We start from the raw sequence: 19,401 nt of genomic DNA, 5'->3' as shown, positions 1-19,401 counted from the left end.
TACTCGGTGAGCTCAGTAATTGCAATTTGAAGATAACAAGGAAGTACAATGATTAAAGAAAATACATATTTTGAAGGTGGCGTTAAGTCGCTAGCGTTTAACCAGTCTGGTGCTGATGTGAGTGTTGGTGTAATGGCGGCTGGTGAGTACACGTTCGGTACTGCTGCACCTGAAAAGATGACAGTGGTTAAAGGCGCTCTGATTGTAAAGCGTGTTGGCGATGACGATTGGACAACATACCAATCTGGTGAGTCTTTTGACGTGGTGGGCGATTCTTCATTCGACCTACAGGTAAAAGAAGCGACAGCTTACTTGTGTGAGTACCTATAAGAAGCCTTAAACTAGCTTCTGTCTAATAAGAAAAACCACGCTCTAAGAGCGTGGTTAAGTAAGTGATAGTAACCGGCAGTGGATAGTGTCACTTGTTTTTGTAGTCATCAAATGGATGACCAAATCGTTGTTCGTTGCAAAATATCTTCAATCTTCAACGCACAAGCGCTAAGTCTAGATATCAGTAAGTCTCAAACACACCGTTGTTGTAGTCCTGAATGGTTTGCTCAATCTCTTCCATCGAATTCATGACAAACGGGCCATAGTGCACAACAGGCTCATTAATCGGTTCGCCAGAAAAAATCAGTACACCGGAATCTTCTAAGCTATCCAAAGACAACAAGTCAGCTTTGGTGAGCAGGGCAAGTTGACCTTGGTTAATAACTTTGTCGCCGATCTTAATACAGCCTCGGTACACGTAAGTCATGGCATTGTGATTAACATTAGTACCTAACGTCATTTTTTGCCCAGAATGAGATCGCCAATCCGCAACACTTAATGGTACACCTGTTTTCTGTAATGGACCTTGTGATCGTAAAGCCTCTGAGTCACCGGTAGCTTGGCCGTGCAGCTCAAACTCTCCAGCAATTACTCTCAGCAAACCACTTTGTTCACCTTGATGCTCCGAGATGCTTTCACTTTGGAAGTCGTGATATTGCGCTGGCTGCATTTTATGTGTCGCAGGTTGGTTTATCCAAATCTGAAAACCATGCAGCGCACCTTCTTCCATCATTGGCATTTCACTGTGAATAACACCACGCCCTGCAGCCATCCATTGCGCGCCACCGCTGCGTAGCTCTCCAACATTTCCCATATGGTCTTTGTGTTGAAAGTGGCCCTGGAGCATGTAAGTGAGCGTTTCTATCCCGCGGTGAGGATGCGGAGGAAAGCCGCCAACATAGTCTTTGCTTTCATCCGACTTAAGTTCATCAATCATCAAAAATGGAGAGAAACGCGCGTAATTAAAACCAGCGATTCGTTGGATTTTGACACCATCACCATCTGAGGTGGCATGTGCCGTAATCACATGATCAACTGCTCTTACATTCGTCATTTTGAAACCCTCATAAACTTGAATAGCTGTAGTTTATGTAATTTGATTGAGAAAGAAGATGGCACAGCGTTGAGTGTCTTATTCGAAAATCTTGAACAGGTAACAATATGAAATTAAGTCTATACTCAATATAGATTAGATCGCCAAGGAGGCCGCTATGGCAGTACAACAAAAACATGGCGAAAGGCACGGTCGAATGGGCTTTGATAATGATTTTACAACGGAGCAAGGTCAGCGTTTTACTGAAGTAGCGAATAATGCCGTCAAGCGACGGGGGAAAAAGCGCGAGGTGGAAGCGGCTTTTATGCATTCAGATAAGCAAGTCGCCTTTAAACCAGTATCTAGGCCCAAGCGTATTAACTCGGACCGTACCCGACAAGTTGTATGGATTATTGTGATTGGGTTAGTAAGCCTTTGGCTTATGTACATTGCAGGTTAACATCGCCGCTGAGTTGTATGGCAGGCTAGCGTTGACGTGTTTTTAACAGCGTTACATTGTTTCCTTCCACTTTCGTTTCAAGACAATTTCCAAGTTCAGAAGAATCCGATTCTGAGCCAGCTAGGTTCGCCGGTAGTTCTTCTATCAATGTCGATACTGGGTTGTCATGATAATAAGCATATCGATCCTTCCCTGAGTGCTTAGCAACATACATGGCTTTATCTGCACACCTTGTTAACTCATGCAATTCTGTCGCATCTTGCGGATATAAAGAAACCCCAACACTTAGCGTCAATTCCTTGATTCTTTCGTTTGTTTGGCAACCGCTTTCGAACAGCCTGCAAATCCTATCGAGAATACCATCTAGATCTTTACGAGTAGGAATATCGTAGAGCATAAGAACAAATTCGTCTCCGGCAAAACGCGCAATGGAATAATCGTATTCGTGACTTTTTCTGTCTCTGGTTCGAATGTTGTTACTCAAGCGATTAGCAAAATGCTGTAAGACACTGTCTCCGACGTCGTGCCCGTAGCTGTCGTTAATACCTTTGAAGTCATCAATATCCAAAAAGACCAATGCGGTAAGTGATCGCTCACTATCCACAGTCGCTAACTTTTCTGTCGCCCAGCGTTCAAAGCTCCAACGGTTTGCCAAGCCTGTTAGTTGATCTCTATAGGCCAGATCTTCAATGCCTTCTTGATAAAGGCGTTGGATATAACTGACGGCTTTTGTGTAGTAATAGGCGGATGTATGGCACACCAAGCTCATGGTAAATAAGCTAAGGATAAACCTGTGTGTACTGTTAAATGGCAAAGAAAAGTTGTTAGGCATTGCAGTAATCAATGTACTGATAAACACGCAAAATGAGGTGCTCAAGATAACGCCAATTCTGAAATCGTTAATGAATATGACAGCAGCTAAGATCGGGTAGAGCCAAAGTATTCTGTCGGGAATAGCATAACTGTACAAGAATAGGATGATGCCCTGAACTAGAAGAACACCACTCAGAATTAATTCGGAATACTCAGGATTGGAGACTTTTCTTACGTAAAATGCGTTAGAGATGGCAATAATGGCAAAGCACAATTCGAAAGCTGACAGCGTATAGTGTTGGCCTTGGAAGTAAGCCCAAGTATAGAAAATGAATAACGTAGCGGCAGTCATTGAAAAGGAGTGGACAATTTTTTGTTTGCGGGTCGATCGTATGTCCGCCATTTCTTCTAGGTGTCTGCCGACGAGCCTTTTCATGTGATTTGTGCCAAAGTTTTTGATAATGGTGTTAATAGTAGATTAAATAATAAGCTATGCGGAGGCTTTGATCTCTATTTAGTGTGACTACTATCAAGCTTTCATATGAAAGACTATTCAACCGATAATAAATGGTGACGTGTATCACTGACGGTACAAACTTATTCGAAGATGGAACTATCAAGATTCAAGTTCGAAGATACGGTTTTACCATTATCTACTTGCTTTCCAGTGTGTTACTCAACATAGTTTGCAGATAACCAAAATTGAGAGAGGTTCATTATGTTAATTACGTTTAGTTGCAAGGCTCACGCTAGCGTCACTATGTTTGGTGAGGTTGGTTTGCAGTTTATTAAAATGCTCGGACATAGTGGCACGATCCCTGGAGCCATTGATGCTTCTGAGGTACCTCAAGCTTTGAATAATTTACGTGCTGCGATCGCCTCTGAGCAGAGCAAGCAGGTAGAGCAAGAGAATGTTGATGACGATAATGAAGAAGAGGTTGCTGAAGCGCCTGTTAATATCGGTAGCCGAGCGTTTCCACTGGTAGAGTTGTTAAAAGCTGCCATCAAAGAAGAGTGTGAAGTGATGTGGGAAGACGGCAGCGGTAAGCGTTTGTAAGGTTTTTTATCCCTATTCTTGGCAGCACAGGCTACAGGAAATAAGTGCTATAGCCTTTGTTGCCAAGAATAGGGCACCATGTTCAAAGCCAGCGCTAAACCATTGCTCAACATTGATAGTAATGTTGGCACTGTGGTTGTGCTAGCTTTGTTATATCACTCTATTAGCTCGCTTTATTGAAGCGGATAGATTGTAGCTTCTTCTCAGAACCATCGATGTATGCGTAGCTGTCGATAATCCATAGCTTCTCACTCACCATCGCCAGTTCTAGGCGAACATCAGCACTGTTCACGTCTTGGTAAATGATGTCTTGAATGTTGGTTGGGTAGAAGTTGTAACGATTCGCTTGTGGTTGATGTTCACCTGCGAAGTTAACCGTCACATCAGTCGCGTCATTCATGACATCCAGTTGGTAACCTTGCTCTGCCGTATAAGAAAACTGTGCAGAGAGTTCAACGCCCTGTTGGTTTCCAATATTTATGTTGGCTTGGCTGATACTCGCTAGATTGCCCGTTGCTTGAAGGCTGCCGATATTGCTGTTGGTATCAACATGATTACGAATAGTAACGTTCCACTCGCCAATGAAGTTATTAAGCTCTTGCCAGTTCTGCTGAGTTGTTTCAGTGCTCGCTGGGCTTACTGCTTGTGTGCCACCAGTTTGTGCAATGGCTTCGTTACGGCTGTCATGACGGATGTTTTCACGGTTGTTCTGAATGTCGTTACTTGCCCCTGCAACACCTCCAGCCAAACCACCAACGACTGCCCCTTGGACAGCTAAATCCGCCTCACCTGTTAGCGCGCCCAATGTTAAACCCAACAGAGCACCACCCACTGCACCTTGTTTAGTGCTTGCGTTTGGATCATCTTCACCAGGCGTTACACACCCTGCAAGTAGAGGAAGAGAAATAGCAGCAGTCAGTGATGCTTTAGTCAACGAGTTCATAAGTTCGGCCCTAAAAGATGTATAAATAAAGAGCAAAAATTTTATCAAGGCATTGTCAGAAGAAAATTATGAACAGTGTTTTATTTGTTGCGAAGTGTTTCAGCGAGAGTGTTTAAATTGGTCCGTTAGCGTTGACAGTCGATAATTTTGTTATCGTAATATCAATCCATAACACACCGTAAACAAAGTGATGCTGTTCACGCTTTCTTGACTCCCAATTCTGAACTAAGAATTTTTCCTAGTTATTCTAAGACCCTCTCTCATGCGGTCGATTTTTAGACTCCTTATTATTTTCCTGTCAAATAACAAACAATGCATGGCCGCAATTATGCCGTGCAGACCTCATAAATAATAAGAGAGTTCACAATGTTAAAGTTCCTAGACCAGGTTCGAAAACCGACGCTGGATCTTCCGGTCGAAACTAGAAGAAAAATGTGGTTTAAACCATTCCTACAATCTTACCTAGTCGTGTTCATTGGTTATCTAACCATGTATCTGATTCGTAAGAACTTCAATGTCGCGCAAAACGACATGATTTCTACTTATGGGTTATCGATGACGGATCTAGGTCTTATTGGTCTGGGTTTCTCTATCACTTACGGTATAGGTAAAACCGTCGTTTCCTATTATGCCGATGGTAAAAACACTAAGCAGTTCCTGCCATTCATGCTTGTTCTTTCTGGTATTGCCATGTTGGGCTTCAGCTTCAGTATGGGCGGCGGTAGCGCTAGCTTATTCATGATGGTTGCCTTCTATGCGTTAAGTGGTTTCTTCCAAAGTACCGGTGGGCCATCAAGTTACTCGACCATCACCAAATGGACACCTCGTAACAAGCGTGGCTCATATTTAGGCCTTTGGAATATGTCGCATAATGTAGGTGGTGCAGGTGCTGCTGGCGTTGCGCTGTTCGGTGCAAACTACCTATTTGACGGTAACGTGATCGGTATGTTCGTGTTCCCATCGATCATCGCGATTGTGGTTGGCTTTATTGGTATGCGCTTTGGTAATGACTCTCCAGAAGCCTACGGCTTGGGTACGGTTGAAGAATTGTTTGGTGAAGAAGTCAGCGAAGAAGATACAGCCGCTGAAGAGAACCAAATGACCAAGAAAGAGATCTTTGTTGAATACATTCTGAAAAACAAAGTTATCTGGTTGCTCTGCTTCGCGAATATCTTCTTATACATTGTTCGTATCGGTATCGATCAATGGTCTACCGTTTATGCGTATCAAGAGCTAGGTCTATCAAAAGAAACGGCTATTTCAGGCTTCACGCTGTTTGAAGTTGGCGCACTAGTCGGCACGCTAATGTGAGGTTATCTGTCAGACCTTGCTAACGGACGCCGTGCTTTGGTTGCTTGTGTATCGCTAGCTCTGATCATTGTTTCTCTAGAGTTTTACCAGCATGCAACGAGTGAATTTATGTACCTCGCATCACTATTCGTGCTTGGCTTCCTAGTGTTTGGTCCTCAGCTGCTGATTGGTGTTGCTGCGGTAGGTTTCGTGCCTAAGAAAGCAATCAGCGTTGCGGATGGTGTGAAAGGCACATTTGCTTACTTAATTGGTGACAGCTTTGCCAAACTAGGCCTAGGTATGATTGCAGACGGAACGCCTATTTTCGGCTTAACGGGTTGGAAAGGAACGTTCGCTGCACTCGATACCTCAGCTGCGATTTGTATCGTGTTACTGCTATTTGTAGCGGTAGCGGAAGAGAAGAAGATTCGCCACGCTAAGAAAATGCACTTAGCGGCTCAAAACGCGTAGCGAGTCTCACGTGCTTTATTGGTTTAAAGCACGTGAGATCATACCAATCGTGAGTTCGATTCAGTATCATCTTTACCAATAAACTAAATTTTATATAGCTCCTGTCGGGGCTATTTTTCTTTCTTACTCTTAATTTTGGTTAATATCATGATTAATGTTGCGTTAGTTGATGACCACGTCATTGTTCGATCTGGCTTTGCTCAATTACTCAGTCTTGAGGCTGATATTACGGTCGTGGGTGAATTTAACTCTGCGGCAGAAGCGCGCCTTGGACTGCCAAGTTGTCACCCTGATGTCGTGATCTTAGATATTTCAATGCAAGATGAAAGTGGCCTGAGCTTATTGGAAGAGATCCCATCAGGCATTGCCAGTATCATGTTAAGCGTTCATGACTCTCCCGCGATGGTTGAAAAGTCATTAGAATTAGGAGCCAAAGGTTATCTCAGCAAGCGCTGTAGCCCTGATGAGTTAATCCAAGCCGTACACACGAGTGCGAATGGTGGCTGTTATCTCACGCCAGATATTGCTATCAAACTTGCGACACCCATGAAGAATAAAGCCTCTTTAAATCAACTCACCCGCAGAGAAAGCGAAGTGTGTCAGCTATTGGCAACAGGGCTCGACGTGAAATCTATCGCCGTAGAGCTAGGGGTTAGCCATAAAACGGTGCATGTACATCGTGCCAATGCGATGGACAAACTCAATGTTAAGAACAACGTTGAGTTAGCTAAATTGTTCACTCAAGATCAGTACTAATGCGCTCTTATCTAGCCACCTCTTTGTGCGGGGTTTTTATGGCTGGCTGTGCATGGTTCTGTTTGTGGGTTATTGCCTTCTATTTCATTAATGACCCCGAGTTAGCCATACTGCTTTTCCCATTCTCACTCAGGTTGGGAATGACGCTGCATACTCGCACTCACTACTGGCCTGCGATCTATATTGCAGAGTGGGGGCTTGCGATCGCTTTAGCTCTTCTACTTGATGAGCCTCAATGGCTGACGATACTCATCGCCAGTGGATTGAGCATCCCTGCCACGTTAATTGCCAAACGTTATTACTATGGTGACCAGAATCGTCACTTGTTAGTGATGGCGAGCTTAATCATGGTCACAGCATTCATTAATGTTGCCGTGGTGGGTTCTCATGTTCCGGCTGTTTATATGGTGTGGTTGGTGAGTATCACTGGCGGATTGATGTTAGTGCCGATGTGTTATCTGGTCTGGAACTACCTATTCCAAAACAAGTGGGCGCCACTGAGCTCTTACCTAATCAACAATGTCGTTGAGTTCAAAATCCGTCACATTGCTTTATACAGTGTGTTGCTGGTGGCCAGTATTTTGATACAAACCAGTTTACCTGATGAGCTAAGACGCTTCGCCCCATTCTGTATGGCCATCCCTATTATCTTGCTCGCCGTTCGTTACGGATGGCAAGGTGCTCTGCTTGCAACAATGCTAAATAGTGTTGCGCTGATTGCAGCTCACAGCGGAACATCCAAACTCGAAATTACCGACTTACTCTTGTCTCTATCTGCTCAAACTATTACGGGTATATTGCTTGGCCTTGCGGTTCAAAAGCAGAAAGATCTCAACTCGAAATTGCGTAATGAGCTCTCTAGAAATCAAAACTTGTCACGCCAGCTAGTAACAGCGGAAGAGTCGGTTCGTCGTGATATTGCGCGTGAACTGCATGATGAAATTGGCCAAAACATCACGGCAATTCGTACGCAAGCAAGCATTATTAAGCGCGTTGATGCCGCTGAAATGAGCGTTCGCTGTGCGGGTACGATTGAGTCATTGTCTTTGAATGTTTATGACACCACTAAACGCTTGCTAACAAAACTAAGACCTAAAATGTTGGACGACCTTGATCTTAAAGACTCCGTTGAACAGCTTATTCGAGAGATGGAGTTTTCGGATCATGGTGTTGATATCCAGTTAAATTGGCAAGGTGATTATTCATGCTTGAGTGACACGCTTAAGGTCACTCTCTTCCGTCTGTGTCAAGAATCTTTAAACAATGCTCATAAATATGCTCAAGCGAGCGAAATTAGAATTGAACTGATTCTAGATGATCAGGCTTATCTTCAGATCACAGACAATGGCGTTGGCTTTACAGCGCAAGACCTTCTCAAAGGAATGGGGGTTCGTGGTATGCAGGAGCGTGTTCAGGCGCTCGGCGGCAAGATGACAATCAACGCTAATGGCTCATCTTCGGGTACCAATATCAGCGTTACATTACCTAAAGTGTGAGAACGAATATGTTTGGATTTCTGCGTTCAACAACGTCCAAGAGTTATGCTCTTACTGATGATGAGGTCAATCAGAGTTATCGCTACTGGCGTCTCCACATCATGATAGGAATGTATGTCGGCTATGCGGGTTTTTATTTCACTCGTAAAACCTTTAATTATGCCGCGCCTGCAATGATTACCGATCTTGGTTTGGACAAAGGCGATATTGGCTTAATTGGCACGCTCTTTTATCTTTCTTATGGCTTATCGAAATTTATCTCAGGCACGATATCGGATCGCTCAAACCCGCGTTATTTTATGGGGCTTGGCCTAATTGCGACAGGTTTGATCAATATCGCGTTTGGCTTTTCGAGTTCTCTAGTTGCGTTTATCTCGCTTTGGGTACTGAATGCATGGTTCCAAGGTTGGGGTTGGCCATCGTGCTCTAAGCTATTGACGACTTGGTATTCTCGCTCCGAAAGAGGCTTTCGCTGGGCCATATGGAATACAGCACACAACGTTGGTGGGGCACTAATTCCTATTCTTGTAGGCTACCTAACTATTCAATTCAGTTGGCGAGCAGGGTTTATATGGCCGGGTGTGATTGGTGTTTTTATTGGTCTTATCGTTTGTTGGCGTTTGCGTGATAAACCCACCACGATGGGGCTTCCGACCGTCGGGAAGTGGCGCAATGACCATCTTGAATTGGCGCAAGAGAGCCATGGGCAAGGGTTAAGTTATCGAGAGATCTTGAAAACTTACGTGTTCAGCAACAAGTATATTTGGTTGCTCGCCTTTAGCTATGTGTTGGTTTACATCGTCAGAACGGCAGTCAACGATTGGGGTAACTTATATCTTACCGAAGAACACAACTATAGCTTGATCAATGCCAACGCTGCGTTATCTCTATTTGAGATTGGGGGCTTTGTTGGTTCACTTGTTGCCGGGTGGGGATCGGATAGATTGTTTGGTGGCAACCGTGGCCCGATGAACATCCTGTTTGCGATTGGTATCTTCCTCTCGGTATCGGCTTTATGGCTTATGCCTTTAACCAACTTTGTGTTTCAAGCGGCTGGGCTGTTTTGTGTTGGCTTCTTTGTTTTTGGCCCTCAAATGCTTATTGGCATAGCAGCGGCCGAATGCTCGCACAAAGATTCTGCCGGTGCAGCGACAGGCTTTGTTGGCTTGTTTGCTTACATGGGTGCAGCACTTTCTGGTTACCCATTAGCGCTTGTTCTAGAAACCTACGGTTGGAGTGGGTTCTTCATTACCATCTCTACTTGTGCAGCGGTCATCGGGTTGCTGCTACTGCCTTTCCTACAAGCTCAATCACCTCAGAAAAATGCAGAGGCTCGCTCTGGTTTTTAAGGGGTTTCTTCGTCAATAAGATAGCTGCTAATAGTCCTCTGATTATTGTGCAGCTATCTTATCTTCAGCGTTTTTTATACGTAGCATTCAAATGTGACTCTTTTCACGCTTTTCATCGTTCTCACTCGTTTCTAAGAATTTTTCCTATTGCGTCTAAGACCTCATCTCATGTGGGTTTTAGCTGTGCTCTGTAGTCTTTCTAATTATTTACGTTATTAGAAATCAGCTCTCTGAATTGTGTTCAAAGGGCTCACTACGGAAAACGCCATGTCACTCAGCCACTTCTCAGAACACTCATTCTTCCCAATGGAAAACACCATCCAAAATTATGCATGGGGGAGTATTTCTTCGATACGTGAACTGTTTGGCTTTGAGAATGAGTCACAAGAACCGCAAGCGGAAGTTTGGATGGGAGCGCATCCGAAAGGTTGTTCAATGGTCAAGTTGGACCAACATTTGGTGCCTCTCTCTGAGCTGATTAACAAAAATAAACCGGCTTATTTATCTACTGATATTGCGCAGGAGTTTGGTGAACTGCCGTTCTTGTTTAAGATTTTAGCTGCAGAAAAGGCGCTGTCTGTTCAGGTTCACCCAAACAAGCAACAAGCAACAAGCAGAGGTTGGCTTTGCAAGAGAAGAACAAGCAAGAATCCCTCTAACTGCAGGGCACCGCAATTACAAAGACTCTAACCACAAACCTGAATTGGTTTACGCGATCACTGAATATCAAGCGATGAATGGCTTTCGAGAATTCGATGAGATGTTGGGTTTGTTCAGACAATTGGATTCGAACGAGCTGGCTGGTTTGGTTGAAGAGTTTGGTAACAACCTTGATTCTCTAGGTTTAGAAGCGTTCTTCCGTGATCTGCTAACGCTAAATGACCAGCGTAAAAATCAAGCATTAGAGCAACTTCTGACTTACGCAGAGTCTCATCAAGACCACGCTGAGTTTGCTTTGGTTACTGAGCTTAGCCACCAGTACCCGAACGATATCGGTTTGTTTTGTGTTCTGCTTCTTAACTTGATCACACTAAAGCCGGGTGAAGCGATGTATTTGAATGCGAACACTCCGCATGCTTACATTAAGGGAACTGGGCTCGAGATCATGGCAAATTCAGACAACGTGCTACGAGCAGGTTTAACGCCAAAACACATTGATGTGGCTGAGTTAGTTGCGTGTACAGAGTTTACGCCAATCCCGTTCGAACGCTTATTATTAGCCCCCTCAAAACTGGGTCAATGTGATAGCTATGATATCCCGGTCAGTGATTTTAATTTCAATATCTTTCATCGCCCTCAGCAAGAAGAAGTCATCACAAGCGGTGCTGAAATATTAATGGCAATAGACGCTGAACTAACGCTAGTGAGTCAGAAAGGCGAGCACTTAACGCTCACTAAAGGGCAATCTGTATTTATCCCAGCCTATATTGGTCATTATGAATTGAGCAGTAAAGGACGAGTGGCCAGAGCGTTTAATTAGGGGAAGCGATGAGCTTGAAATGCTATCAATTTTTGGGAATGGAGATGTTGGCTTAAGAACTAATACGAAAAAAACAAGCCAATAAGATATTGGCTTGTTCATATTACCTATCAATTATTTAATAGAAGGTAAGTTAGCTGCTTCCATATTAATCGACATGCTCCAAGATTGCTCCTCTCGAATGGACTTTATAGATCCTCGGTTAGTGAGCCAGGTTGTTTGAGTGTCACGAGGTCCGTCATTTTCGAATTGTGTCTCACTTGTTACTTTACATGCAGCAAAGGTACCCGCAGGTACAGTGACTTCTTCTTTACCTAAGTATGTTTCTTGGTAGTTGAAGGTGGGTAGAAAGTAAGGTCGTCCGTTGATAATTTCATCTAATGACGTTTCTACAGATACAGTCCTTAATCCAGGAGACTCAATCCCAATGAATTCACCACTGACTTCGTCATACTCATAGTCATATTGTGATGTTAGCGGTGCATTGGTTGAGGTACCGAAATCTACCACTTGATTGATAATCTTTTGATTATCAGCAATTGCCAGTGGCAACACAGCCTTAGCCGAACCCCAGCCTAGTGAGTCATCAGAGTTAAAGCCCTCTTGACCTAGATAGTAATCTTCAGAGCTATATGAATACTCATACCCCATTAAAGCACCTTCCGAATCTTTGATATCGATACGCGTTTTTTCTAGGCTATCTTCTAAGTCAGTAATCCAGCTTGGAAGTCCGGTGACTAACGTAACATCATTCAGCCAAGAGAAAGTGTCACCCAAGTAGGTAAACTCATAAGTTAGGTTCTGTGTTATTGCCTCCGGATCCCACATAGGTGTGCGTTGTACATCGTAAACCGTGACGTCATTAGCTGTCGCAATGAACTCAGCATCCGGCAGAGAGTCAAGACAAGCCTGTAGGTTGAGAGGATGTAAAGGTTGTGGTGTTAATGCGTTATCCAAAATGAACTGCTTAGTCGCTTCATCAAAAACATAAGCTTCACTGCCCACATCTTCAACTTCCTTGTAGGTAATACGTACAAAGCCTTCGACTACAGACAAGTAAGCGGAATTATCTTCTTTTTGGTAGTTAGACCATGTAGCTTGCGAGTGGATAGATTCAGGAATCGTAACTTGACGTAATACCTCGCCATTTACGGATTCATCTTTCCACGAACCGAGTTCTGACAATTTGGTGAATGTAGAATCTAAATTCCATGCTCTTGTATAATAAACTACGGTGCCGTTAGAGAGCAGCTGTGCAAATATTTCAGCATTTTCCATGCCTGCCATTGGAATTAAATCTGCATGATTGTTAGACGCTGTGTCATGACGGTCTGATTCATCTTCAGCAATGGTCGATGCTAAAGTGGCAAGCCATGTATCGCTGCCATTCTTAAAGGCGCTAATACCGTTACACATGTTATTGAGCGCTTCATAGCGTGCTCGGCACACCAATCACCTTTGTAAAAGGTATAAATGTTGTCGTTGATGTCTTCTACAGACAATTTATATGCGGTTGTGTTGTCAGGGAATTTTAAACCTACTGGCATAATGTTAGACCAAACGTTCTCATCATCCGTTTGATCCATGATGGAACGAACATTGAGCCCACTGATATCTAATTGCTTGGCGCTAGCAACTTCACTAAAAATCGAGCTTCTAGATTCTAGAGTTAAGCTGCCGTCTTCGTTCGGCTTAATGCTGGTTAAGGTATCATCGCTCGCTTCCTAACCGTTTTGTCCTAACACCATGCTATTTGTGTCAGGGGTATATTCTAACTCAACAAATTGCTCAGCAAAGTAATCATAAATATAACTGGTATCGGTAACTGAGTTATCTGCATCAGACTTCAATGTTCCATAGGCAACTACTAAATCTTTGCCAGTGTCATTATCGCCGCCAAACCAATTGATACCGTCTGTTTTGATAAGCTTCGCGAGGTCGGCTTGCTTAGAGCCTTTATTTGCCTCATTTTCTTTAATTTTATCTTCGAGATTAGAGTCATCAATGGCGATGTGATCGCGATTAATACTGCCAGCAATATCGCTTGGGTTGAAGTTATCTCCAGCTGCTTTAATATTTTTTACGACTTCCTCGAGGACTCGAGTGACTTCTTCATTAATCAATACGGTGAGTGCTTCGACAGAAATACCGGCGCCCGCTGCTGTTTCTGATAACGCATCCGTGTTCTCTGCCATGACTGAAGCGGTAACTTGAGCAACGCGGTGTAGGTTTTCAAAAGCCGCTTTTTGTGCATCGGCTAAGTCGTTATTGTTTTTGGCTTCGATATAATCTTGCGTTAAATCGAGAGTTGTCCCTAACTTCTCTTGAATAGCTGTTTTAGCTTCTTCTAACGAAGAACCACTCTCTATTTCATTTTGAATCAGAGTCGTTAATGGGCTAATAAATACGGATTTTGGTGGCGCAGTTAGGCGATAGCTCTTGCTCAGAACGACACCTGGGTTATCGGTATCGATGGTTTGTCCGGCAACCACTTCGATCAACAAAGTACCTTGTTCAAGTTGTTCTTGAGTTAGATTATCAATCGTAAACGAACCATCGTCACCCGTTACGGCACTTGGCTCATCCTTATCACAAACTTTATTGCTGTTTAGATCCAAACACGCATTGGCTCCTACCAAATAGCCATCAGCGGCCTTTGCTGTTAAAGACACTGAAGTTGCTGTTGAACCGCCAGTATCAGTTGTGGAGCTACCCGAACTGTCGCTACCACATCCTGCTATCCCTAGGGCTATTGCCACTGCTAACAGTGAACGTTGACCATTCATGTTAGTTCTCCTATTAAGTTATTGATAAAAATTTACTACTCTGGAATCAATTGGGAGAATGTCATTGATAAATATGACTATTTATAAATTGAATGCCATTGATGAGGAATGTATCAAAACGGCGTGTAGTGGAAATAGCAGGAGTATTTATTCTAGAGACATATCTAATTGGCTGGATGATATATGCGAGTGATATCTATGGTGAATGTTTGTTTGTTGTAACTTTTGTATTTATCAATTACTTAACTTCTGAACTAAAGATCACTCTGGAACGTAAATCGATTATAATTGATGGGGTATTCTTAATGTGTCTATTTACTTGTATTTAAACGAAAAAGCCACGCGTAGTGCATGGCTTTTTAAGATAACAGTAACGACATTATATCTTAGTCGTTATCTTCTACTTCGACTTCACTTGCGATGTATTGGTTATTAACTTTGTACGCTTCAGCTTCAACACGTTGATTTTGTAATGTGTTGAAAGTTAGGCCGTCTTCATAGCGAGTATTTTGGTTAACGTAGACAGTTTGATTGCCAAATGGCGTCTGAATGATAAAGCTCAATGCCTCGTCATCGGTGCTCTGAACTTCACCCTCAAAATCAACGTCATTATCATTCCAATCTTGTGAATCATCGTCGTGTTCAAATTCGATTTCGGTAGCAACATTTTCGCCGTTAGCTTGTTCTGTTGTTACTTCGACTTCTGTACCTACGGTTAAGTTTGATTGGTTACCATCTTCGTAACGAGTATTATCATTGATAAAAAAGCGACCTTTGTAGCTTAAATTAAATGATGATTTGTCGTTAGCTACCCAAGTAATAATGCCTTCGATTTCCGTATCATTGTCGACATCATCAAAATCTTCGATTTCCACTTCTTTTGCATGCAATACAGAGCCTGTCATTGCACCGGTTACTTCAACCCAAAGGCCATTAGATAAACCAGAGTTGGTATCGTCGTTATCGATGTGGGCATTTGAATAATCAACGCTTAGGTTTGCGCCAAGTTTGAAAGTCGATTCATTTAGCTCGCTGATCAGCCCTTCAACTTCAACGGATTCAGTTAAGTTAGAGTGCTCAAACTTAACAACAGAAAGAACTTTGTAACCAGCATTGGCTGTTGGTAAAGAAGAGACCATTACCCAATCGCCATTTTCAATTTCACGTGATAAAGCTGAAAAGCTCAATGCTATGCCGTTTACTTTAAACGTGCCATTATTATGGTTGGTGTCTGAGATAAGGCCAACGATAGTCGGCTCAAGACCCACTTGAGTCCCGCCAGTGTGAGCTGAAGCGCTACGAGCATTAGATGAAATAGAGACCATCATGTTCTTTTCTAGGTCTGCAATAGCCACGTCTTCACCTGCGTAGTTCGCACTGTCTACTTGATAGCTATAGCCATTCACAACAATGGTGTTGCCAGAAACAGAGTCAATGGTTCCCTGGATTGCTGACGGAGCTTGCGTGTTGTTATCGTTGCTTCCATTGCTATTGCTGTCACTACCGCCACAGCCAGTTAGAATTAAACCGACAACCGAAATCAGCGCTAACTTTTTCATCTATATACTCTTTATTTGGTTTATTGAGGGTGTATCTTATAAACTCAAACGTGAAGCACTCGTGAAGAAAGGTGAAATAAATCGATGAAAATTTTGATCGTTGATGACAGCCACAATGTTGCAGAAACCATTGCCGATTACCTAGAGTTAGAAGGGATGGTGATCGATTGTGCTTATCATGGTGAAGCGGCCTTGAAGTTAGCGTCTGAGAATCATTATGACGTGATTATCATGGACATCATGATGCCTAAATTAGACGGCATCTCCGCTGTTAGAAAGTTAAGAGAAGAGGTGCAGTGTCCTACACCAATTCTATTTTTAACCGCTAAAGATAGGTTGGATGACAAGATAGCGGCTTTCCAAGCGGGTGGAGATGATTACTTAGTTAAGCCTTTCGCCATGCAAGAGCTCAGTTTAAGAATCAATGCATTGGCAAGCCGAGGTCCACGTCAAGATATTGGAAAGCAGAGTTTTGCCGATATTACTCTCAACTCGCAGACCGACGAGGTATACCGAGAAGGTAGGCTAATTAAGTTGAGTCGAATTCAGTTAAAAATACTAAAAGTCCTTATGCGACACGCGCCAGCGATTGTTTCAAGAACTGAAGTGATTGATTCCGTTTGGGGTGATGAATCGCCAAGCAGTGATGCGCTTCGAAGTCATATCTATGGCCTACGTAATGCGCTCGATAAAGGGTTTGAACATTCACGATTAGAGACTATTCATGGACAAGGTTACCGACTCAAAGCATAACGGCTCAAGCTACGGCGACTACCCGAGCATCTACCGAAAAATCCGCCGCAGCTTTGGCCTGATGACCTTGGTCATGTTCGGTCTTTTTTGGACCGTGATTTATATCGCTGAAAACCAGATGGAAGTGATCAGCCTCCATCACTGGTTAGATACTGAAGCTAATCGTTATACGTCTGAATATCAGTTACTTGGCGAAGAAGCGTTGTTGCCGAATCAAAATGAGTTTTCGAGTTACTGGAGTGAGGCGGAACTGCCCAACTGGTTAACTCAATATAAGAAGCCCGGTTTTTATGAGCATTTGTTAGGTACAGAAGATAAACACTTTTACGTATTCGAACACCCGTCAGGCAAAGGATTGATGTATATCTTGTTTCAAGATGACGCAGACGACTACCTCGACGAGTATGAATGGAGCCTCCACAACTACACCCTCATACTTGGCGGTTTAACTTCCATTTTTATGGTTTTGTATGGGATCTATGTTGTGCGCTCGCTGTCGAGGCCACTTAACCAGATAGAAAAGAAAATTGGGCAAATGCACCCTGAGCAGCCAAGTTTTAAAGTCGAGACATCCTACGCTGAAACACGACATATTGAGCAGACACTTTTAGATTCGAAGAATCATATTTCAGGTTTTTTTCAGCGGGAAGAAGAGTTCAATCGATTTGCCTCTCATGAACTTCGAACCCCGATAATGGTGATAAAAGGGTCGGCAGAGCTGCTAACTAAAGTACCCAATCAACCTCCTGTTGCGTTAAAAGCGATTAATCGCCTGCAAGAAGCGAGTGAACAGATGCGAGTGCTGACTGAAATGTTTTTGCTGCTTGGCAAAGAGAGTATCGATGAGCATTATTTTGGTCACTATGACTTGGAAGCCGAGGTTCAGAATCAGCTACTTGAAATGGCACCTTTGTTTGCCAAGCAGGATGCTAGTTATGATCTGGACGTCAAGGAGACTGTCACGGTGTATGCACCAGAAAGCTTTATTACTATTGTATTGAATAACTTAATTAAGAATGCGTTTAGCTACAGTGTTGGTGATGTTGGAATCGCACTGAAAGGTTCTCAATTGGTGATCACTAATCGTCATGATGGCAATGAGACTTACAATGCTGGCTATGGTTGTGGCTTAGTGATTGTGCAACGAATTTGTGAGCGCATGGGTTGGAGTTTTGAAACACAAGATGATGGGCTTCAGTTTAGTACTTATTTAGATTTTTCAGCGAATAATCAGGTTGGGTAATAGGTCGTTTTAATTATAAAAAAGGCCTTATTAAGAAGGAGAGTAGTGTGGCCAGGTTAGCCACACTAGCATAATGAGTTGTTATACGATCTTAAGCGCGTGATGGCGCGTGAGCTGTTTGTGTAGCGAGTCTTTTAGCTCCATGCGTTCTACTTTGAGGTTGTGCATGCTGTCGTCATCGATAGGGCTGCCAGAGATTTCTAGCTGACGGATGTCGTAGTCGAGTTGGTGGTATTTTTGCATGTCTGCTTTGAATTTTTCGTCGTCGTAGTTGAGCTGAACAATGTCTAATTTAAGATCTGGGAAATCTAAGATAAAGGCATGGTTTTCATTGAGCATTGGCACTTCCTCTCTAGTCGAATTACTAACAGTATAGAAGCTATTTTTTGAAAGAAATGTGGCTCAAAACACAAAGCCGTAAAGCGATCAAAAAAGGGCGTAAACTCGTGGAATGATCCTCGAACTTACGCCCTTTTTAATGTCTATCGTTATACGTTTATAACTTTAGGTCTATGTGTGAAGCTTACTTTGCTTTCTTACCAGAGCGTTGTTGCTCTTTGTGTGCAAGCTTCTCTTTCTTACGTTGCTCGATAAGGTGAGCAGCTTCGCCACCTACGTGGGTTTCGCCACGCGCATTCGATAGTTGAACTTGCTTTTCACGTTCGCGGAAACGGGCTTTCTGCTCGTCGCTGTGCTTATCAATACACTTAGGGCAGCTTACGCCTTTCTCGAAGTGCTCAGAGGCTTTGTCTTCGTCAGTGATTGGTAAACGACACGCGTTACATACATCGTAGCCACTCTTTTCTAGCTGGTGGTTAACGGCAACACGGCCATCAAACACGTAGCAATCACCTTCCCACATACTCTCTTCTTCAGGTACTTCTTCTAGGTACTTTAGAATGCCGCCTTCAAGGTGGTAAACCTCTTCAAAGCCTTGCTCTTTCATGTATGCCGTTGATTTTTCACAACGAATACCACCTGTACAGAACATTGCGACTTTCTTGTGCTTCTTCGGGTCTAGATTATCTTCAACGTACTGAGGGAATTCACGGAAGGTTTCTGTGTTTGGGTTTACGGCATTTTTGAATGTGCCGATGTCCACTTCGTAGTCGTTACGAGTATCAACCAGAATCACATCAGGATCAGAGATCAATGCGTTCCACTCGTTTGGTTTTACGTAAGTACCGACAACGTGGCGTGGGTCGATACCCTCAACGCCCATGGTTACGATCTCTTTCTTAAGCTTAACCTTGGTGCGGTTGAACGGCTGCTCGTCGTTGAACGACTCTTTGTAAACAACATCAGCTAAGCGAGGGTCTTGCTTGAACCATTGAAGAAGGGCGTTGATAGATTCGCGCTTACCTGCAACGGTGCCGTTGATGCCTTCACCCGCTAGTAGCAGAGTACCGCGGATTTGATTGGCTTCTAACACGTCAGTGAGTGGCTGGCGAATTTCTTGGTAATCATCAAGTGCTACGAATTTATACAGAGCACATACAACATATTGAGACATGGTTTTTCCTTTCTGCGAGCTGGAACGTAAATCCAGAGCGGTTGCCTATTCTGATCGAAACTGAGTATT

General features: G+C 43.3%; 16 protein-coding genes and 2 pseudogenes. 10 read left to right on the top strand and 8 right to left on the bottom strand.

Annotated elements, in window-relative coordinates; all coding sequences use genetic code 11:
* The first annotated feature begins 48 nt into the window (after positions 1-48).
* Positions 49-330: a pyrimidine/purine nucleoside phosphorylase gene (locus ITG10_RS18160; RefSeq protein ID WP_017632387.1), complete on the top strand. Its 282-nt coding sequence runs from the start codon at positions 49-51 to the stop codon at positions 328-330.
* A gap of 181 nt (positions 331-511) precedes the next feature.
* On the opposite strand, the gene ITG10_RS18155 is transcribed toward ITG10_RS18160, so the two are convergent.
* Positions 512-1,384, bottom strand: a complete 873-nt coding sequence (locus ITG10_RS18155; protein ID WP_017632388.1) for a pirin family protein — start codon at positions 1,382-1,384, stop codon at positions 512-514.
* 157 nt (positions 1,385-1,541) lie between these two features.
* Here ITG10_RS18155 and ITG10_RS18150 point away from each other — a divergent pair, with 157 nt between their 5' ends.
* On the top strand, positions 1,542-1,823 hold the full coding sequence (locus ITG10_RS18150) for a hypothetical protein (protein WP_017632389.1): 282 nt from the start codon (positions 1,542-1,544) through the stop codon (positions 1,821-1,823).
* 25 nt (positions 1,824-1,848) lie between these two features.
* Here ITG10_RS18150 and ITG10_RS18145 read toward each other — a convergent pair whose 3' ends face one another.
* The gene (locus tag ITG10_RS18145; RefSeq protein ID WP_248387169.1) at positions 1,849-3,039 is read right to left on the bottom strand and encodes a GGDEF domain-containing protein; all 1,191 of its coding nucleotides are present in this window, start codon (positions 3,037-3,039) and stop codon (positions 1,849-1,851) included.
* A gap of 315 nt (positions 3,040-3,354) precedes the next feature.
* Between ITG10_RS18145 and ITG10_RS18140 the strand changes: the two genes are divergently transcribed.
* The gene (locus tag ITG10_RS18140) at positions 3,355-3,693 is read left to right on the top strand and encodes a DUF1840 domain-containing protein (RefSeq protein WP_026084396.1); all 339 of its coding nucleotides are present in this window, start codon (positions 3,355-3,357) and stop codon (positions 3,691-3,693) included.
* A gap of 163 nt (positions 3,694-3,856) precedes the next feature.
* Here the strand turns inward: ITG10_RS18140 and ITG10_RS18135 are convergent, their stop codons facing one another.
* Positions 3,857-4,636: a hypothetical protein gene (locus tag ITG10_RS18135; protein ID WP_017632392.1), complete on the bottom strand. Its 780-nt coding sequence runs from the start codon at positions 4,634-4,636 to the stop codon at positions 3,857-3,859.
* A 366-nt stretch (positions 4,637-5,002) separates the two neighbouring features.
* Here ITG10_RS18135 and uhpT point away from each other — a divergent pair.
* The 5 genes and pseudogenes from uhpT (at position 5,003) to manA (ending at position 11,478) form a co-directional block, all read left to right on the top strand.
* A pseudogene (gene uhpT / locus ITG10_RS18130) lies at positions 5,003-6,397 on the top strand (hexose-6-phosphate:phosphate antiporter).
* 147 nt (positions 6,398-6,544) lie between these two features.
* Positions 6,545-7,153 (top strand): transcriptional regulator UhpA, encoded by a 609-nt coding sequence (uhpA, locus tag ITG10_RS18125; protein ID WP_017061545.1) that lies wholly within the window; start codon positions 6,545-6,547, stop codon positions 7,151-7,153.
* A gap of 38 nt (positions 7,154-7,191) precedes the next feature.
* Positions 7,192-8,649: a signal transduction histidine-protein kinase/phosphatase UhpB gene (gene uhpB, locus ITG10_RS18120; protein ID WP_026084397.1), complete on the top strand. Its 1,458-nt coding sequence runs from the start codon at positions 7,192-7,194 to the stop codon at positions 8,647-8,649.
* A gap of 8 nt (positions 8,650-8,657) precedes the next feature.
* Positions 8,658-9,998, top strand: a complete 1,341-nt coding sequence (locus ITG10_RS18115; RefSeq protein WP_026084398.1) for an MFS transporter — start codon at positions 8,658-8,660, stop codon at positions 9,996-9,998.
* A 267-nt stretch (positions 9,999-10,265) separates the two neighbouring features.
* A pseudogene (gene manA, locus ITG10_RS18110) lies at positions 10,266-11,478 on the top strand (mannose-6-phosphate isomerase, class I).
* Between the two features lie 114 nt (positions 11,479-11,592).
* On the opposite strand, the gene ITG10_RS18105 reads toward manA, so the two are convergent.
* From ITG10_RS18105 to ITG10_RS18095, 3 genes are all read right to left on the bottom strand, one after another.
* A complete protein-coding gene (locus ITG10_RS18105; protein WP_248387054.1) occupies positions 11,593-12,927 on the bottom strand; it encodes a hypothetical protein in 1,335 nt (444 codons plus the stop codon).
* Between the two features lie 275 nt (positions 12,928-13,202).
* A complete protein-coding gene (locus ITG10_RS18100; protein WP_026084393.1) occupies positions 13,203-14,264 on the bottom strand; it encodes a hypothetical protein in 1,062 nt (353 codons plus the stop codon).
* Between the two features lie 386 nt (positions 14,265-14,650).
* Positions 14,651-15,823, bottom strand: a complete 1,173-nt coding sequence (locus tag ITG10_RS18095; protein ID WP_248387052.1) for a DUF5666 domain-containing protein — start codon at positions 15,821-15,823, stop codon at positions 14,651-14,653.
* Positions 15,824-15,907: 84 nt separating this feature from the next.
* Here ITG10_RS18095 and ITG10_RS18090 point away from each other — a divergent pair, with 84 nt between their 5' ends.
* Both ITG10_RS18090 and ITG10_RS18085 read left to right on the top strand, forming a co-directional pair.
* Positions 15,908-16,576, top strand: a complete 669-nt coding sequence (locus tag ITG10_RS18090) for a response regulator transcription factor (RefSeq protein ID WP_017632679.1) — start codon at positions 15,908-15,910, stop codon at positions 16,574-16,576.
* Complete coding sequence (locus tag ITG10_RS18085) at positions 16,548-17,819, top strand: HAMP domain-containing sensor histidine kinase (RefSeq protein WP_248387050.1); 1,272 nt, start codon at positions 16,548-16,550, stop codon at positions 17,817-17,819. Before ITG10_RS18090 ends, ITG10_RS18085 begins: the two co-directional genes overlap by 29 nt.
* 81 nt (positions 17,820-17,900) lie before the next feature.
* Here ITG10_RS18085 and ITG10_RS18080 read toward each other — a convergent pair whose 3' ends face one another.
* Both ITG10_RS18080 and ITG10_RS18075 read right to left on the bottom strand, forming a co-directional pair.
* Positions 17,901-18,158, bottom strand: coding sequence for a YdcH family protein (locus ITG10_RS18080; protein ID WP_017632678.1), 258 nt, complete (start codon positions 18,156-18,158; stop codon positions 17,901-17,903).
* Positions 18,159-18,342: 184 nt separating this feature from the next.
* On the bottom strand, positions 18,343-19,332 hold the full coding sequence (locus ITG10_RS18075; RefSeq protein WP_017632677.1) for a rhodanese-related sulfurtransferase: 990 nt from the start codon (positions 19,330-19,332) through the stop codon (positions 18,343-18,345).
* Positions 19,333-19,401 lie beyond the last annotated feature (69 nt).

Origin of the sequence: Vibrio sp. ED004 (genome assembly GCF_023206395.1) — a bacterium.
GTDB lineage: Bacteria > Pseudomonadota > Gammaproteobacteria > Enterobacterales > Vibrionaceae > Vibrio.
Note: the sequence above shows the minus strand (reverse complement) of the source record. Positions and strands in the feature narration are given on the sequence as shown.

Excerpts from the sequence above, each read along its gene's own strand:
- ITG10_RS18100 (WP_026084393.1), bottom strand. The coding sequence starts at position 14,264 with ATGAATGGTCAACGTTCACTGTTAGCAGTGGCAATAGCCCTAGGGATA.
- uhpA (WP_017061545.1), top strand. The coding sequence starts at position 6,545 with ATGATTAATGTTGCGTTAGTTGATGACCACGTCATTGTTCGATCTGGC.
- ITG10_RS18080 (WP_017632678.1), bottom strand. The coding sequence starts at position 18,158 with ATGCTCAATGAAAACCATGCCTTTATCTTAGATTTCCCAGATCTTAAA.
- ITG10_RS18155 (WP_017632388.1), bottom strand. The coding sequence starts at position 1,384 with ATGACGAATGTAAGAGCAGTTGATCATGTGATTACGGCACATGCCACC.
- ITG10_RS18145 (WP_248387169.1), bottom strand. The coding sequence starts at position 3,039 with ATGGCGGACATACGATCGACCCGCAAACAAAAAATTGTCCACTCCTTT.
- uhpB (WP_026084397.1), top strand. The coding sequence starts at position 7,192 with ATGGCTGGCTGTGCATGGTTCTGTTTGTGGGTTATTGCCTTCTATTTC.
- ITG10_RS18160 (WP_017632387.1), top strand. The coding sequence starts at position 49 with ATGATTAAAGAAAATACATATTTTGAAGGTGGCGTTAAGTCGCTAGCG.
- ITG10_RS18140 (WP_026084396.1), top strand. The coding sequence starts at position 3,355 with ATGTTAATTACGTTTAGTTGCAAGGCTCACGCTAGCGTCACTATGTTT.
- ITG10_RS18150 (WP_017632389.1), top strand. The coding sequence starts at position 1,542 with ATGGCAGTACAACAAAAACATGGCGAAAGGCACGGTCGAATGGGCTTT.
- ITG10_RS18085 (WP_248387050.1), top strand. The coding sequence starts at position 16,548 with ATGGACAAGGTTACCGACTCAAAGCATAACGGCTCAAGCTACGGCGAC.
- ITG10_RS18135 (WP_017632392.1), bottom strand. The coding sequence starts at position 4,636 with ATGAACTCGTTGACTAAAGCATCACTGACTGCTGCTATTTCTCTTCCT.
- ITG10_RS18115 (WP_026084398.1), top strand. The coding sequence starts at position 8,658 with ATGTTTGGATTTCTGCGTTCAACAACGTCCAAGAGTTATGCTCTTACT.
- ITG10_RS18090 (WP_017632679.1), top strand. The coding sequence starts at position 15,908 with ATGAAAATTTTGATCGTTGATGACAGCCACAATGTTGCAGAAACCATT.
- ITG10_RS18075 (WP_017632677.1), bottom strand. The coding sequence starts at position 19,332 with ATGTCTCAATATGTTGTATGTGCTCTGTATAAATTCGTAGCACTTGAT.
- ITG10_RS18095 (WP_248387052.1), bottom strand. The coding sequence starts at position 15,823 with ATGAAAAAGTTAGCGCTGATTTCGGTTGTCGGTTTAATTCTAACTGGC.